This window comes from Schaalia vaccimaxillae DSM 15804, from assembly GCF_000420425.1.
Classification (GTDB): Bacteria; Actinomycetota; Actinomycetes; order Actinomycetales; family Actinomycetaceae; genus Pauljensenia; species Pauljensenia vaccimaxillae.
This window is the reverse complement of sequence record NZ_ATUX01000005.1, coordinates 340,361-355,688: the sequence shown is the minus strand read 5'-3', so window position 1 is coordinate 355,688 and position 15,328 is coordinate 340,361. Positions and strand designations below refer to the sequence as shown.

Genomic DNA, 15,328 nt, shown 5'->3' with positions numbered 1-15,328 from the left:
TCTCCGTCAGATTATTTGCCTCAAACATGGGCAGGGCCCAGACTCCGTTGAGGAGAGTCTGGGCCCTGCCTGTTGTCAGGGGCGATCAGGCGTTCACTTGACGTCCTCGTCAACCCAGTCGAAAGTGCGGGTGACGGCCTTCTTCCACAGACGGTAGGTGCGATCACGCTCGGCCTCATCCATGGACGGGGTCCAGCGCTTGTCTTCCTGCCAGTTGGCGATCACGTCGTCAGTTCCGTTCCAGAATCCGACGGCGATGCCGGCTGCATAGGCGACGCCCAGCGCAGTGGTCTCAGCAACGACGGGGCGGATGACGTCCACGCCGGAGATGTCTGCCTGGAATTGCATGACCAGGTCGTCAGCAGTCATGCCGCCGTCAACCTTGAGTTCCTTGAGCGGCACGCCGGCGTCGGCATTCATCGCGTCGATGAGCTCGGCAGACTGGAAGGCCGTGGACTCCTCGACAGCGCGTGCGATGTGACCCTTATTGACGTAGCGCGTCAGGCCGACGATCGCACCGCGAGCATCACCTTTCCAATATGGGGCGAAGAGGCCGGAGAACGCGGGGACGAAGTAGACGCCACCGTTGTCTTCCACCGTTGCGGCAAGCTTGCCAATCTCGGAGGACTTGGTGATGATTCCGAGGTTGTCGCGCAGCCACTGGACCAGGGACCCTGCAACAGCCACAGAGCCTTCAAGGGCGTACACGGGCTTGGCGTCACCGAGCTTGTAGAGAACGGTGGTGAGCAGTCCGTTGGTGGAGAATACGGGTTCCTCGCCGGTGTTCATCAGGGTGAAGCAGCCGGTGCCGTAGGTGTTCTTCGCCATGCCCTTTTCGAAGCAAGCCTGGCCGAAGGTCGCGGCCTGCTGGTCACCGAGGATGCCAGCGATGGGGGTGTCGATGAGCAGGCTGTTCTTGTGTCCGTAACCGTAGATTTCGGAAGAGGACTTGATTTCGGGGAGCATCGACATGGGGATGCCGAAGTCCTTGCAGATGTCTTCTCGCCATTCGAGGGTGCGCACGTCCATGAGAAGTGTGCGCGAGGCGTTGGTGACGTCGGTGGCGTGGACGCCGCCGTTGACCCCGCCGGTCAGGTTCCACAGGACCCAGGTGTCGGGGGTACCAAAGAGGAGGTCTCCGGCTTCGGCACGTTCGCGGGCTCCTTCAACATTGTCGAGGATCCACTTAACCTTGGTGGCCGACGGGTAGGTGGAGATGTTCTCGCCGGTGATTTGGCGGTAGCGTTCGGTGCCGAGCGGGTCTCCTGCGGCAATTTCGCGCGCGATTTCACCAGTACGCACGTCCTGCCAGACGATGGCGTTGTAGACGGGTTCACCGGTGTTCTTGTCCCACACAATGGTAGTTTCACGCTGGTTGGTGATACCAACGGCGGCGAGTTCGTGGCGATTAATGTCAGCCTTTTGGAGGGCGTCTGCAACGACGGAGCGCACCGACTGCCAGATCTCAACGGGGTCGTGTTCAACCCAGCCCGGGTTGGGGAAGATCTGGGTGAATTCTTGCTGGCCAACGGAGACGACTTCACCGGAGTGGTTGAAGATGATGGCTCGCGACGAGGTGGTGCCCTGGTCGATTGCGAGAACGTACTTAGCTTCGGACATGAGTGATGTTTTCCCTTCTGACACTTCTCTGTGCTTCAGATTAAAATTAAAGACGTGGGTGTCGTGGCGAAGTCCGCCCGGGACTCCGACGTCTAGTTGTTGCATCTACTGAATCAGGCTAGGCCGCTAACGAAAGCGATGACGGTTGCGACGATTGCACCGACGACCGGGCCAACGACGGGAACCCAGGAGTAGTCCCAGTCGGAGCCGCCCTTGCCCTTAATGGGCAGGACCGCGTGAGCGATACGCGGACCGAGGTCACGGGCAGGGTTGATGGCGTAGCCGGTGGGGCCGCCCAGGGAGTTGCCGATGACAACGATGATGAGAGCAACGCCGAGCGGGCCAATAGCTGTTTCGGTGTAGCCGGAGACCCAGATCCACAGGATGAGGACGGCGGTCCCGATGGCCTCTGTGAAGAGGTTCCATCCGTAGGAACGAATCTCAGGGCCGGTGGAGAAGACGCCCAGCTTGATGGCTGGGTCGCAGTCTTCGTCGAAGTGCTTCTTGTAGGTGAGCCAGCACAGGACGGCGCCGAGGAAAGCGCCGAGGAACTGGGCGACGATGTAGATCGCAACATTGGCTACGGTAACGGGGATTTCGCCAGCGAGGGTCACTGCTGGATCAAACATATGACCGATGACCTTGGCAATGGTCACGGCCGGGTTGAGGTGGCCACCCGTTCCGTGGGCAACGTAGACACCGGCGAGGACTGCGAGACCCCAGCCCCAGTTGACGAGTAGCCAACCACCGCCGTGGCCTTTGGTCTTGGGAAGGATGTTCTGGGCGACGACACCGCCACCGAGCAGCAGCAGGACTGCGGTTCCGAGGAACTCCTGCATGAAGATCTGACCTGCGGACATTTCTTCAGCCTTTCTTCGATGCTTCTTCGCATCGAACTCGTCGGCGGCAAATTCCGCCGAAGATTTTCTCCGGGAGGGATCTCTCCCCGGCGCTATCCTCGCACCGGCTGGGTGACAATGCCCGGTGTTTGAGCGGCGATCCCGCTGTTTTGGCGCAAATCGTTCCGGTTCGGTGATCCCGACTGGCGGTGGGACCAGTCCGGTTGTACAAGCACAAGTATCAACCCGGATGCACATCGACCCGCGACCATTGGACGTTTGTGCACACTTTATGCCCTCACGCGCTCATACGTGACCGGGTCACAATCGACACACAAAAGAGCATTGACCACCAGAATCGTCACGCGTGCACGCTTGTGCATGGCAAGATACAAACTGTGACGATCCGTGATGAACAGGCTCACGAAGCAGCCTCAATGTATTACCTGCAAGGGCAGACGATGGAAACCATCGCCCGCCACCTCGGAGTTTCACGCTCCTCAGTTTCACGATTGCTGTCCTACGCCCGCGACACTGGCCTCGTTCGCATTTCAGTGTCAGCGGCACCCGGACTCAAAGGTACTCTCGCAGGCCAAATTTCCGACATCTTCGGCGTCCAAGCATCAGTCGTGCCCGTCCACGATGTCCACACCGAAGTCAACCGGCTTCACAACGTGGCACTCGTAGCCGCTGAGCGACTCACCGACATGATGAAACCGGGCACCACCCTGGGCATTGCCTGGGGCAACACGACTTCGGAAATCACCCGCTGCATGCCAAAAGTCAACTTTCCTGGCTCCACCGTCGTCCAACTCAATGGAGCGTCCACCGCCACGGAATCGGGCATGCCCTACGCCGATGCCATCATTTCGAGAGCAGCACGATCAATCGGTGGACGCATGGTCAACTTCCCCGTGCCCGCATTCTTTGACTACGAAGACACAAAAACAGCCCTGTGGAGAGAACGCTCCATCCAAAACGTTCTCAATACAATCAACGCCTGCGACGTCGCGCTCTTTGGCGTCGGCTCCATGTCTGCACGCCTCCCCTCCCACGTTTACTCCGGTGGTTTCCTCGAACCCGAAGAACTCGCTGCCGTTCAGCGTGACGGCGTCGTTGGCGACGTGTGTACCGTGCTCATTCGCGAGGACGGCTCCACCGACATGGAGCTCAATAAACGTGCCTCCGGCCCCAGCCCTGAAACTCTGCGCAAAATCCCCAAGAGGCTCTGCGTCGTATCCGGCGCGTCCAAAGCCCTCCCACTCCTGGGGGCTCTACGTGCCCGCGTAATCACCGACCTCGTCCTCGACGATGGAGCAGCCCGCGAACTCCTCGAGCTCGTACGCACCCGTGTCGCCCGGGCCCGAGGCGGCCGATGACCTTCCACCTGCGCCATGCACGCCCCAAGGACGTCCGCGATATTGCCGCCCTCGTCCACCCGTACGCCATACGCAGGATACTGGTCAATAAAGAACTCATCGCCTACTTCGAGGACGTCCAAGAATTCATCGTCGCGATCGATGACGAAGACGGAGAGCTCATCGGCTGCGGCGCTCTGCACGTCATGTGGGACGACATCGGCGAAATCCGCACGCTGGCAGTGGCACCCAAGCACCTCCACCGCGGCGTCGGAGCCGCAATCCTACGCGCACTCATTGACCGCGCGGTGCTCCTCGACCTCCAGCGCGTCTTCTGTCTGACCTTCGAGGTCAACTTCTTTGCCCGCCACGGCTTCGTTGAGATTCAAGGTACGCCGGTTGGCGAAGATGTCTTCCAGGAAATGGTGTTATCCCACGACGACGGCGTTAAAGAGTTCCTCGACCTCGCCTCCTACAAGCCCAACACCCTGGGTAATACTCGGATGCTGCTGGACCTGACCGTGTACGAGGGGCGTCCGCCATCGAACGGCATCTAAGCCGCACAAGAATTAGGCGGGCCCCTGCATCACCTGCGCAGCAAGACGCCCCTCCAAGCCGCGGATCGCCACATCGAGGCCAAACTCAAATTGACGCTGCGCCTCCTGCGTCGCTGTAGCAGAATCCTTGACATTGAGGTAATAGGCCATCAGAGCAGAGACGTGCGGCAATGCCTGATCAGCATCTCGACCTAGCTCACCGAAAGTACAGTCGTGGCCGTCAGTTTTTCCCGACTCCCAGCCGATGAGGGCCCTGCCTGCGATGACTGCATGATGCGAAATGAGTCCGACAGCGCTACCGGCATCAACTTCTGAAAATCCTGCGTCCTTTAGGGCACCGACAGCAATGTCAATGACTTTGAGGAAGGGCACCAACCCAGTGGCTCCCAAATCAACGTGTTTGGCCAGGACCCCAACTGAAGCAACTGCACCGCGAGTCATTCGCGCGAAAGTACGCAGAACATCTTGCCACGGGCCCTCAACACTTGCCAACGCCTCGTCATCCAACGCCATACGCAGCCGGTCGGTGGCAGCCAGACGCATCAGCCCATCACGCCCACCTACGTGGTAGTTCAACGCAGTCGGATCAACGCCCAACTGATAGGCAACAGCCTGCATCGTCAACTTCTCAGGAGCAATAAGGCGCGTTGCCGCAACAATCTTGTCCCGATCGATAACAGCCGGCCGCCCCTTAGCTTTCTTACGCGGAGCCGATCCGCCACCGGACACAGGAGTCATCGCAGGATAATTTTAGAGCTTCTTCACCAGGGGGAAGGTAATGGTTTCACGAATACCCTGGCCGGTTAGAGCCATGAGTAAACGATCCAATCCCATGCCCATACCGCCAGCTGGAGGCATGCCGTACTCCATGGCCATGAGGAAGTCCTCATCCAAAACCATCGCCTCAGGATCGCCCTCGGCGGCAGCCAAAGCCTGAGCCTCAAAGCGTTGACGCTGGATCACCGGGTCTACCAACTCAGAGTATGCCGTCGCCAACTCAAAGCCGCGCACATACAGATCCCACTTTTCCACCAGGCCAGGCTTCGTGCGGTGTCCGCGGGTCAGCGGTGACGAATCCTCCGGGTAGTCGCGCACAAAGGTCGGGGCCCACAGCTTGTCACCCACTGCGGCCTCGAAGATCACCTCGGCAACCTTGCCCGGACCCCAGTGGTCGGCCACGTCCTCGCCCAACTCCTCGACAATACGCACCAGCTCATCGCGCGGGGTATCAACGCTAAATTCGCGGCCCAGTGCCTCAGCGGTCGCGTCGAACATAGAAATTTCCGCCCACTGGCCCGACAGGTCATAGGAGGACCCATCGGCCAAGGTCACGACTTCACTGCCCAAGGCGTCGCGCGCCGCCTTCTGGATGAACTCACGGGTGCGGCGGGCCATCGTGTCGTAGGAGCCGTAAGCCTCGTAAGCCTCAAGCATTGTGAACTCAGGACTATGGGAAGAATCCGCGCCCTCGTTGCGGAAGTTGCGGTTGATCTCAAAGACCTTGTCGATACCGCCGACAACCGCACGCTTGAGGAACAGTTCGGGGGCAATGCGTAAGAACAACTCCGTGTCGTACGCGTTCATGTGGGTCGCGAACGGGCGGGCAGCCGCTCCCCCGTGCAGATTTTGTAGCATCGGGGTTTCAATCTCGATGAACCCGGCCTCGTCAAAGTAGTCGCGCAACGACTTCACGACCTTGGAACGCATGCGCACCATGTCTCGGGCCGACGGGCGCACAATCATGTCGAGGTAGCGACGACGCACGCGCATGTCCTCCGACAGCGCAACCTCGGTGCCGTCCTCGGCGGTGTAGGTCTTCGGGAGGGGTCGGATGGCCTTAGCGGCAACCTGCCACGCGGGAACCGGATCGCCCTCGTTGATTCCGGGGGTAAACAGGCCGGCTGGAGCGCTGCCCGGGCACGCCATGACAGAAAGCTCACCACGACGCGAAGAAATGACGCGACCATGCACGAAGAGGTGATCTCCCAGGTCGACGTCTGTTTTGTATGCAGCCAGGGAATCGAGGCCGATCTCGGCGGCCGACAGCATGACCTGAATGCGGTTGCCCTCGCCGTCCATGAGGGTTGCGAAGCAGAGTTTGCCGCCGTTACGCGCGAGCATCACTCGGCCCGCAATACCGACCTCATCCTGGGTTTCCTCACCCAGTTCCAAGTGGGCGTACTTGGCACGGACCTCGGCAATAGTCGAGGTGATCGCGAGGACAACCGGGTAGGCTTCGACGCCCGACTCAATAAGGCGCTCACGCTTTTCAGCGCGGATACGCACCTGCTCGGGGGCGTCCTCGTTGTCGGGATTGGCGGCGGTTTCGTTCTGGGGCTTCACGTCAGTCACGCCCCTATGGTAGCGCCCGCCCGCGCAACTCTTCGTTGTTGGCAGGCTCAAGAATGGTGATGCCGGACTCTGTTCGGGCCTCGCTCCTTGGCCAAGTACCGGTTTCCTAGCGTCCCGACGACTTCAAGCCCAGTTCCACAGCGCGTTGGGATTCTTCGGGGACCGCACCCGGATTAGTGCCTTCTTCAACGATGCGGTTGTCAGAGTCAACGAAGACCACTGCGGGCTTCCAGTCCCGCACCTGCGATTCGGGGACGTGAGCGTAAGCCATGATGATCACCAGGTCGCCCTCGTCAACCATGTGGGCGGCAGCGCCGTTGAGTTGGACAACGCCAGAGCCGGCCTCGCCTGCAATCGTGTAGGTGGACAGGCGGTTGCCGTTATTGACGTCGGCGATGTCGACTCGTTGTCCGGGCGCGATATTCGCCGCTGCAAGCAGGTCGGCGTCCACGGTGATCGACCCGACGTAGTGCAGGTCGGCGCCGGTGACGGTGGCGCGGTGGATCTTGCCTTGGATCATTTCGCGCATGACTTCACTCATTGCTCGTTGCCTCCCTGGTCTCCGGCGGCACGTAGGGCCACGCCCATATTGTCAATGAGGCGTGTGGTTCCAACTTTCGCAGCAACCAGGATGCGGCCAGCACGTGCAGTCGCATCGGCGACGGGTGTCGCGTGAGCGAGCGCGTCCTCGTCTGCCAGTTCAGTACCTGCGCTGGCTGCTAGGACGTCGAAAGTTCCGTCATCGACAACAGCCACATAGTCGAGGACGATTCCGCCCTCGTCGTCAATTTCCTTCATCACACGGACGACTAGTTCGTCTGCGGATGCGCCCTCGTCTGCAAGAGCGACGGCTGCTTGCAAGCCCCGAGATAGTGCTCGCGCGCGTACCCGTTCGTCCTCGCTAAGGTATTGGTTTCGGCTCGACAGCGCGACGCCGTCCTCATCGCGCACAATCGCCACGGGGTGAACGGTGACGGGAAGGTCGAGCTGGTTAAAGACAGTTCGCAGCATGGCCAGTTGTTGGGCGTCCTTTTGGCCATACAGGGCGACATCTGGGCGTACGAGTCCAATGACCTTGGTGCACACGAGGGCAACTCCGGCGAAGTGTGTGGGCCGGGTTTTTCCTTCGAGAACGCGCGCAATGGGCCCCGGGTCGATGGAGACGCGCACGGGTTCGGGGTACACCTGATCCGGTTCGGGTGCCCACACGAGGTCGGCGCCAACAGATGCGAGCGCTTCCATGTCTGCGTCGAGGGTGCGCGGGTAAGCGTCGAAGTCTTCGCCGGGGGCGAATTGGGTGGGGTTGACGAAGATTGTCACTACAACGTGGTCGGCGAGCGTTTTGGCTTCGCGGACGAGTTGGAGGTGGCCTTCGTGCAGAGCTCCCATGGTCATGACTAGGGCGCGGCTGCCTTGCAATGCGTCGAGGGCGGATGCCAGCTCGGAGCGCGTGCGGGTCAGGACGGGGCGTTCGCTCATGTCTCCATTGTGGTCCCCGCTGGGGCCGCGTGCCCATTTCCGTGCTGGGGTTCACTCCCGGCGGAACGGCTGCGGCGATATGTGGGTTCGCCGGTGTGCACGAAGTGGTGCGTCAGAGGGGGGTGGACTGGTTGGGAGGTCCGTCTGACGTAGTACATGGTGCACGAGGACGAGGGCGGCGCCGCCTATGGGCGTCCCTCGGCGAAGTTTTGGGCGTCCCTCGCGGGAAAGATGGGCGTCCCTCGCGGGAGGTCAGGCGGGCGGGTTGAGGGAGGCGCGGATTGCCGTCGCCTCGCGCTCACCCAACTTACGGCCGCCTTCTAGCAGATCCGCCAAAGTACGAGTCATATGCGCGTAGGTATCCAACTCCCCACCCAGCTCAGACTTGGCAGCCATGGCTCGCACATGTTCTGCCACAGTCCCGGCATCACCGCGAGCAACCGGCCCAGAGATCCCTTGGATTCCCTCAGACAGGGCTCGATCAAGCGCTGCCTCGAGCAAAGGCCGCACATACAGCGCGGGGTTCTCAATCCCCGCTTCGCCAAGAATCCTCGTAGTTTGGACGACGAGGCCGGCCAGGAAATTCGCCCCGTGGGCAAGACCAGCGTGGTAGAGGGTCCTATCGTCCTCGGCAACCACTACCGGCTCGCCGCCTATCTCCACAACAAGCGCTTGGGCAATCGGCAAGAACGGGGCTGCGGCGGTGACCGCGAAGGGAGTACCGACCAGGCGCTGGACATCGACGGAATATCCGGTGAAAGTCATTGCCGGGTGGATGGCCAGGCCAATCGCCCCCGACGCAATGGCCGGAGCCAAGATCCCCGTCCCATGAGCACCAGATAGGTGGACAACAATCTGGCCGGACTGCCACCGACCTAATTCAGCCAACCCTGCCACCAATGGAGCGATCTGGTCGTCAGGAACCGCCAGGATGACGACCTCGCTGCGCTCAATAACCTCGGGCACCTCAAGGATCGGCACTCCGGGCAGCATGGCGTCGGCGCGTTCCTTGGAACGTTCAGAGGATGCACTGACTCCAACGATCTGGTGACCAACAGAACGTAAGGCTGAACCAAGCACCGGGCCGACTTGGCCCATGCCGATAATGCCAATGCCTAAACGTCCGGCGCGATCTTCACTCATGAGTGATCTCGCTTGCCGCGTCCTCGTCAAAGAGACTGCCTTCAGCCTCAATACCTTGAGCGGGCAGATTGTCAATCTTTTGCGAAACCCGAATCATCCACTTTTCGGGAGGCTCGCTTGAACGGCGCAAGCCAGACTTGATACGCAGTTCCTCCAACAATGTTTTGGCCTGGCCCACCTCAACATGGTTGGCTCTGTGCTGGATCTGGCCGGGCACGATATTGACGTGAACATTGGCCAGGCCGAGCTTGCGTTCAATCGGCCCCTGGTTGAGGTTGAGAGACTGGGCGCGCTCGATGGGAACAAAAGCCGTCGTGTGGGTGAGCCACCCGTCGCGCACAACAAAAGTGGAATCAGTTAACGCATAGGCACGGCGCTTGTAGGAGAACCAATCAAGCCAACGGGCCTTCACCGGAACCGGGACAAAACCCTGCCCGTCCCGACGCCCCTTAAACGCCACATCCAAGAATATCTGCGGATCTTGAACTCCCAGATCACGTATGACTAGCCACAGGGCGAGTTCGGCTTCGGCGCGCGTACCAACAGGCAAAAGGACGTGTCCGGCGAGGGCAGCCGCCGAATCATTGGATGATTCACCCGATTTGCCCCCCACGCCGGCTTGCACAATGGTCACTCGATACCAGTCCTTGCGGCGCCACAGCCAAGGCTGCGTCACTTGAACCGCGTGGACGCGGCGCGGAGGAATGGTCTGTGATCGGGTTTCCAGCAGGCCTCGCCGCACCCGGATGCCGTCGGCTGAAACCGCGGCCGTGAAGTTGAACTCCCCTGCAAAACGGCTCCATATGAATCCACCAATACCCAAAATAATGGGCAGTAAACCTAGGAGTGAACCGAGAATCTCTGGGCCAATAACGAACGCTAGGACGACGATTCCAACAACCAACCCCACTGCGATGAGCCCCATAATCGCCACCCCCATTGACAAAGCAATGGAGCCAACAAGCCGGCCGACGGGGATCGTGTAGAGGGAACGCTCAGCAGCCACGGGAGCCTGCGGTCGAGAAGAAGTATGTCCTGGCAGGCCCGCGTGTGACACGTCCTGGCCGTCGTCGGGTGCTTCGCTCTTTTCGTCGAGGACGATGCCCGCTGCCCTGGCCAAAATTTCAGCGCGCAGGGCTTCCAGTTCCTCAGTCTTGAGGTAGCCAAAAGTCAGGTTCGAGTCGTTTCCTCCCGCGACCTCAATGTTGAGCTTACCCAGGCCAAAGATTCGTCCGAGCAGCGGGTGGAAGAGATCGACGGCTTGGATTCGATCCAGGCGCGCATGGCGCTGGGATCGCTGCAAAATACCATGTCTAAACCACACAGCGGTGCCTGTGACAGCAAAAGAGGTGGCTCGCCAAGCAAGCCACGAGTATCCGGCCGCGATGAGCAGGAAGACAAGGGCAGAACCAATAAGAGCCACGGCAATCTGTCCGCCGCTGAATTGGCGCGCAAAATCTGTTTGTGCAAGATCAGCAAAGATCTCGTAGTTCTGATAGACCACGAAGGCCGCGAGCGCCGCGAGCGCCTTCCACGCATTAATTATCGGTGAGATCGGATGGATTTTGCGCCACTGGTCGGCGGGCACGCCCTCGTCAACGACGGATGTCTTTCGCACCTTGACCGGACGTCCTTTTTCTTCGGTACTCACAGGCCCGCCAATTCTGCACTGCCGCGTTCGGCCAGAAGGTCGCGCAGGCGGGCGGCCTCGTCGGCGGGGACACCGTTGAGGGTGCCCGCTGTTTCCACCGAAGCGGTGTTGAGTTTGATTTCGGCGATGCCGAAGGCTCGGGCGATGGGCCCTTGGGACACGTCGACGTATTGAATGCGTCCGTAGGGAACCAGGGTCAGGCTTTGGAACATGACGCCCTTGCGGATACAGAACTCATCTGCACCTTGCCCAAAAGCCATTGCCCGCACCTGGCGAGGAATGAGCCACAGCAACCAGAGGATGAGGAGCGCGAAGACGCCCGCGCCGATCCACAGCAACGGTTCAACGAGGACGGCCGCGATGGCAAAACCAATGAGAGGTGGAAGTGTCCAGATGAGGTTTCCGATAATGCGGACTTTTGTCAGTGCCGGGGATACGGGGTGGAAGTCCACGCCTTCGGGTGTCATCAGATCAGCCATGATCTCGCTTTCTTCTCGTTAGCGTCTATGTTCGCACATCATTTGGGGGGGCTAGCCAACAGGCGCAGAAAAGTCCCACTTGTCTCCCACACAACTCCCAGGAAACATTCAGCGCAGTCGGGGATGATGGTGTCATGCTTGCGCAAGAAAACACCGGTGAAGCCCGTCTACTTGTTGTCGACGACGAGCCCAATATCCGTGACCTGCTCGCCTCCTCCCTACGCTTCGCCGGTTTTGATGTCCTGTCTGCCGAGGATGGTGCCTCTGCGTACCGCCTGGCCATGGATGAGCATCCCAACCTCATCGTGTTGGACGTCATGCTGCCAGATATGGACGGATTCACCGTCACGCGGCGTCTGCGCGAAGCGGGAGTGAACGTGCCTGTCCTTTTCCTGACGGCTCGCGACGACATGCGCGACAAGATCCAAGGCCTGACAGTGGGCGGTGACGACTACGTGACCAAACCTTTCGGCCTCGAAGAAGTAGTCGCACGCATCCGCGCGATTTTGCGGCGCACCATGGGTTCTGAAGAGGACGACGGCAAGTTGCGCGTCGGAGACCTCGTCGTTGACGAGGACGCGCACGAAGTCACCCGGGCGGGTATTGATATTGACCTGAGTCCCACAGAGTTCAAACTGTTGCGCTACCTCATGCTCAACGAGGGCCGCGTGGTGTCCAAAATACAGATCCTGGACCATGTGTGGGAGTACGACTGGGATGGCGAAGTTGCAATCGTCGAATCCTATATTTCGTATCTGCGTCGCAAGCTCGCTGTTGAGGGGGCAGGCGGCGAATTGATCCACACTAAGCGGGGAGTTGGTTACATCCTGCGCGCCGAGGACTGATCGAGGGGCTGACCTATGGGGATGGGACCGATCGGTCGATTGCAAAGGTCCTGGGATGGCCGACCGCTATCAACCCAGCTCGTCGCCGTGATTACAGGGCTTCTAGCTTTGGGACTGATGATGTCGGGGACCGTCATGATTGGTCTTTTGCAGCGCCACCTCGTATCCCAGGTGGACCAGCAGCTAGCCTCGGTTGCTTTTTCGGTGACGACCGCATCCTACGGTCATGTTGATTCAAGAGAATCGGCAATTCCTACGCTCTATTACATTCGCCGTGAACTCCAAGGGTCTCAGGAAGAAGTCAGCTACTACCCGGAGACTCTCGAAGCAGCCGGCACTCCCCTCATCCCTGAACTCTTAACAGTCGGCGAAAGTGCCGACACAGCCTCGGGCATGACAACTCCCGTGACCGTCCAGTCAACGAAACGTGGGGCGACGTGGAGAGCTGTTGCCGTGCCGATCTACACGGTAACTTCCTCCGAGCCGATTGGCGTCATGACGATCGCTCTGCCTCTGGCGGATGTCCAGCACACTCTGCGCACAACAGCCCTATATATGACGACCACGGCCGCGGTTATCGTCCTGGTGGGTGGCGTTATCGGTAAGTGGCTGGTGCGCCGGTCCTTGTCTGCCCTGCGCCGTATCGAATCCACGGCTGGCAAGATCGCAGCAGGCGACCTGACCCAGCGCGTCGAGTCCGGTTCCCCCACCACCGAGGTGGGATCGTTGTCGTTGTCTTTGAACGCCATGCTCACCCAGGTCGAGCAGTCTTTCGAAGCCCGGCAGCAATCTGAGAACAAGATCCGACGTTTCGTGTCCGATGCTTCTCACGAATTGCGAACCCCTTTGGCCGCGATCTCAGGCTATTGCGAGTTGTATTCGATGGGCGGCGTGCCCGAAGAACGCATTTCAGAGGTCATGGGGCGAATTTCATCGGAGTCGACCCGCATGGCAACTCTTGTTGAAGACCTTTTGACGCTGGCGCGTCTGGATGAGGGGCGCCCACTGGAGTTCACCGACGTTGATTTGGTCAAGCTCGCAGATAACGCAGTCTTCGACTTGCAGGCTTTGGATTCGACTCGCGCCGCAGCATTGCAGGACCTTTCGGGGCGTAAACCGCCGATGACTCTGGTGGTGAGCGCTGACCGTGACCGCATCCAGCAGGTATTCACCAATCTCATTGGCAACATCATTCGCTATACGCCTGAAGGTTCCCCCGTTGAGATCGCTCTGGGGACTGTGTCCGGTCGTGCCGTGGTCGAGTTCCGGGATCACGGTCCTGGCATCGACGATGACGACCGTAGCCGCGTCTTTGAACGCTTCTACCGAGCCGATACGTCTCGCAATCGGACGACTGGTGGATCGGGCTTGGGATTAGCCATCGTTTCGGGGATCCTGTCGGCTCACCACGGCACCGCTGAGTTGACGAGGACGAAGGGCGGCGGGTTGACCGTACGCATCGAACTACCCATCGGTCAGTGATTCGTGCCACCGGAGATGCCGAGTTACCACGTGGGTGATTAGCATAACCGGGTATCACCTGACACAGGAGCTGCCCATGGGTGCACAGGCACCTCAGTGGCTGCTAAGCGCTTTCGTAGACGCTATGCAGCAGATCGGCGCAACAGCGACGACCGATGAGCTCGACGTCGAGGCTTTCGACCTCGCCGCACGTTGGAGCACACCCGATCGCCACGTACACAATCTGCGCCATCTTATTAACGTTCTCGCCCACATTGACGAGATCGCTGATACCGCGCACGATCCAGACGTTCTGCGTATTGCCGCCTGGTATCACGGGGCTTTCCTCAACAAGGCTCTGGAAGTCAAGATGCATCAGACGGATACAGATTTTGCCACCGCCCGCTGCGTCAACCATGCGTACAACCGCTTGACCGCCCTCGGGGTCAGTGAAGAAGTTGTTGAACGCGTCGACGAACTCATCACCTACCTGGTGCGTCACCGAGCTCCTCGCGCTGACTTTGATGCTCAGGTTTTAATGGATGCTGATTTGGCGATGTTGTCCGTGTCGCCACAGGAATATAAGAAGTTCCGAGAAAATCTGCGCACAGAACTCGCCGAGCTCGATGATGTCACCTACCTCAAAGCTCGAAAAGCGGTGGTTGACAAACTTTTGTTGCGCGAAAAGATCTATTCCTCTCCATTGGGCGAAGAGTGGGAGGATGCCACTCGCGCCAATCTCGAGGTCGAACAGACCCGATTGACTGAATCGCTGTCGAAGCTGTGCGCAGAATCTGCAGACAGTGACATCGATGATGATTCCGAGGACGAGGACGATGTGGATTCGCGCAGCGATGAGGACGTGACCTCAACTGGCACGATCATCATTAAGAGGCGGTCGCTCAAAGCAACACCGTCACGCACCAGCGACGACGATGATCCTTTAACGACCACCGGCGTGTTGCCCGTTCTCAAGCCAATCGACGACAAGGCCGCTTCCAACGAGGACGAAACGACCTCCTCTTTGGAATCAGCTATTGACGATCTCGATATTCCTGCCGAGCGCGACTGATTCCTCGCGGCCTGGACGTTACTCCCCTTGTATCCACAGGCAACGTCAGGCATGGGTTATCCACCGTTTTCCCCATCGACCTAGCCGCGATTATTCCTACTTGCTTAGCGTCGAGTAGCGGCGCCTAAACGGGGCGCTTTGACGAAAGCGAGTTTGACAATGGCAATGTATGCGGTGGATTCACACCAGGTCAGTCTGTCTGCGGCGCGGGTCGCGGCCACAGCCGACCGGATCCGTTCAGAAGTGGGTGCCATGCTGGCAGAGCTCATGGCCTTGCAAGAAACATGGACGGGGGTTGCTCACGCGAATTTTTCCGGCACAGTCTCGCAGTGGCAAGCAACCCAAGCCCAGGTTGAGGCTTCGTTAACCTCAATTAGTTCTCAAATGCACATGGCTGCCAATGTGTACGCGGAAGCAGAAGCTCAGTCGTCGGCGCTCTTTAGCGGCTGAACTAGTGGGTACGCGACTGGGG

At 59.6% G+C, this 15,328-nt stretch carries 15 protein-coding genes; 6 read left to right on the top strand and 9 right to left on the bottom strand.

Annotation, left to right across the window (positions count from 1 at the left end):
- Positions 1-93: 93 nt before the first annotated feature.
- Entirely contained in the window at positions 94-1,620 is a 1,527-nt protein-coding gene (gene glpK / locus G439_RS0101710) for a glycerol kinase GlpK (protein ID WP_022867464.1), read from the bottom strand.
- Positions 1,621-1,733: 113 nt separating this feature from the next.
- Complete coding sequence (locus G439_RS0101705) at positions 1,734-2,480, bottom strand: MIP/aquaporin family protein (protein ID WP_022867463.1); 747 nt, start codon at positions 2,478-2,480, stop codon at positions 1,734-1,736.
- Between the two features lie 416 nt (positions 2,481-2,896).
- Between G439_RS0101705 and G439_RS0101700 the strand changes: the two genes are divergently transcribed.
- Both G439_RS0101700 and G439_RS10755 read left to right on the top strand, forming a co-directional pair.
- Complete coding sequence (locus G439_RS0101700) at positions 2,897-3,838, top strand: sugar-binding transcriptional regulator (protein WP_026459277.1); 942 nt, start codon at positions 2,897-2,899, stop codon at positions 3,836-3,838.
- Entirely contained in the window at positions 3,835-4,374 is a 540-nt protein-coding gene (locus G439_RS10755) for an amino-acid N-acetyltransferase (protein ID WP_022867461.1), read from the top strand. Before G439_RS0101700 ends, G439_RS10755 begins: the two co-directional genes overlap by 4 nt.
- 12 nt (positions 4,375-4,386) lie before the next feature.
- On the opposite strand, the gene G439_RS10750 is transcribed toward G439_RS10755, so the two are convergent.
- The 7 genes from G439_RS10750 to G439_RS0101660 form a co-directional block, all read right to left on the bottom strand.
- A complete protein-coding gene (locus G439_RS10750) occupies positions 4,387-5,112 on the bottom strand; it encodes a TetR/AcrR family transcriptional regulator C-terminal domain-containing protein (protein WP_022867460.1) in 726 nt (241 codons plus the stop codon).
- Positions 5,113-5,124: 12 nt separating this feature from the next.
- Positions 5,125-6,717 (bottom strand): lysine--tRNA ligase, encoded by a 1,593-nt coding sequence (locus G439_RS0101685; protein ID WP_051125678.1) that lies wholly within the window; start codon positions 6,715-6,717, stop codon positions 5,125-5,127.
- A gap of 115 nt (positions 6,718-6,832) precedes the next feature.
- Positions 6,833-7,267, bottom strand: coding sequence for an aspartate 1-decarboxylase (panD, locus tag G439_RS0101680; RefSeq protein WP_022867458.1), 435 nt, complete (start codon positions 7,265-7,267; stop codon positions 6,833-6,835).
- Complete coding sequence (gene panC / locus G439_RS0101675) at positions 7,264-8,205, bottom strand: pantoate--beta-alanine ligase (protein ID WP_022867457.1); 942 nt, start codon at positions 8,203-8,205, stop codon at positions 7,264-7,266. Before panC ends, panD begins: the two co-directional genes overlap by 4 nt.
- Positions 8,206-8,457: 252 nt before the next feature.
- Positions 8,458-9,348: a Rossmann-like and DUF2520 domain-containing protein gene (locus G439_RS0101670; protein ID WP_022867456.1), complete on the bottom strand. Its 891-nt coding sequence runs from the start codon at positions 9,346-9,348 to the stop codon at positions 8,458-8,460.
- Positions 9,341-10,999, bottom strand: a complete 1,659-nt coding sequence (locus G439_RS10745; RefSeq protein WP_022867455.1) for a PH domain-containing protein — start codon at positions 10,997-10,999, stop codon at positions 9,341-9,343. Before G439_RS10745 ends, G439_RS0101670 begins: the two co-directional genes overlap by 8 nt.
- Complete coding sequence (locus G439_RS0101660; protein WP_022867454.1) at positions 10,996-11,478, bottom strand: PH domain-containing protein; 483 nt, start codon at positions 11,476-11,478, stop codon at positions 10,996-10,998. Before G439_RS0101660 ends, G439_RS10745 begins: the two co-directional genes overlap by 4 nt.
- A 134-nt stretch (positions 11,479-11,612) precedes the next feature.
- On the opposite strand from G439_RS0101660, the gene G439_RS0101655 reads away from it, so the two are divergent.
- The 4 genes from G439_RS0101655 (at position 11,613) to G439_RS0101640 (ending at position 15,306) form a co-directional block, all read left to right on the top strand.
- Positions 11,613-12,323 carry a response regulator transcription factor gene (locus G439_RS0101655; RefSeq protein ID WP_022867453.1) on the top strand — a complete coding sequence of 237 codons (711 nt, stop codon included), beginning with the start codon at positions 11,613-11,615 and terminating at the stop codon, positions 12,321-12,323.
- Between the two features lie 15 nt (positions 12,324-12,338).
- A complete protein-coding gene (locus tag G439_RS0101650; RefSeq protein ID WP_022867452.1) occupies positions 12,339-13,805 on the top strand; it encodes a sensor histidine kinase in 1,467 nt (488 codons plus the stop codon).
- A 76-nt stretch (positions 13,806-13,881) separates the two neighbouring features.
- The gene (locus G439_RS0101645) at positions 13,882-14,856 is read left to right on the top strand and encodes an HD domain-containing protein (RefSeq protein ID WP_022867451.1); all 975 of its coding nucleotides are present in this window, start codon (positions 13,882-13,884) and stop codon (positions 14,854-14,856) included.
- 138 nt (positions 14,857-14,994) lie between these two features.
- Positions 14,995-15,306, top strand: coding sequence for a WXG100 family type VII secretion target (locus tag G439_RS0101640; protein WP_341532742.1), 312 nt, complete (start codon positions 14,995-14,997; stop codon positions 15,304-15,306).
- The last annotated feature ends 22 nt before the right edge of the window (positions 15,307-15,328 follow it).

What these genes read in the sequence shown, in the direction of transcription:
- G439_RS0101655 (WP_022867453.1), top strand. Translation starts at nt 11,613, where the DNA reads ATGCTTGCGCAAGAAAACACCGGTGAAGCCCGTCTACTTGTTGTCGAC.
- G439_RS0101670 (WP_022867456.1), bottom strand. Translation starts at nt 9,348, where the DNA reads ATGAGTGAAGATCGCGCCGGACGTTTAGGCATTGGCATTATCGGCATG.
- G439_RS0101705 (WP_022867463.1), bottom strand. Translation starts at nt 2,480, where the DNA reads ATGTCCGCAGGTCAGATCTTCATGCAGGAGTTCCTCGGAACCGCAGTC.
- panC (WP_022867457.1), bottom strand. Translation starts at nt 8,205, where the DNA reads ATGAGCGAACGCCCCGTCCTGACCCGCACGCGCTCCGAGCTGGCATCC.
- G439_RS0101645 (WP_022867451.1), top strand. Translation starts at nt 13,882, where the DNA reads ATGGGTGCACAGGCACCTCAGTGGCTGCTAAGCGCTTTCGTAGACGCT.
- G439_RS10750 (WP_022867460.1), bottom strand. Translation starts at nt 5,112, where the DNA reads ATGACTCCTGTGTCCGGTGGCGGATCGGCTCCGCGTAAGAAAGCTAAG.
- G439_RS0101700 (WP_026459277.1), top strand. Translation starts at nt 2,897, where the DNA reads ATGTATTACCTGCAAGGGCAGACGATGGAAACCATCGCCCGCCACCTC.
- glpK (WP_022867464.1), bottom strand. Translation starts at nt 1,620, where the DNA reads ATGTCCGAAGCTAAGTACGTTCTCGCAATCGACCAGGGCACCACCTCG.
- G439_RS0101650 (WP_022867452.1), top strand. Translation starts at nt 12,339, where the DNA reads ATGGGGATGGGACCGATCGGTCGATTGCAAAGGTCCTGGGATGGCCGA.
- G439_RS0101660 (WP_022867454.1), bottom strand. Translation starts at nt 11,478, where the DNA reads ATGGCTGATCTGATGACACCCGAAGGCGTGGACTTCCACCCCGTATCC.
- G439_RS10755 (WP_022867461.1), top strand. Translation starts at nt 3,835, where the DNA reads ATGACCTTCCACCTGCGCCATGCACGCCCCAAGGACGTCCGCGATATT.
- panD (WP_022867458.1), bottom strand. Translation starts at nt 7,267, where the DNA reads ATGAGTGAAGTCATGCGCGAAATGATCCAAGGCAAGATCCACCGCGCC.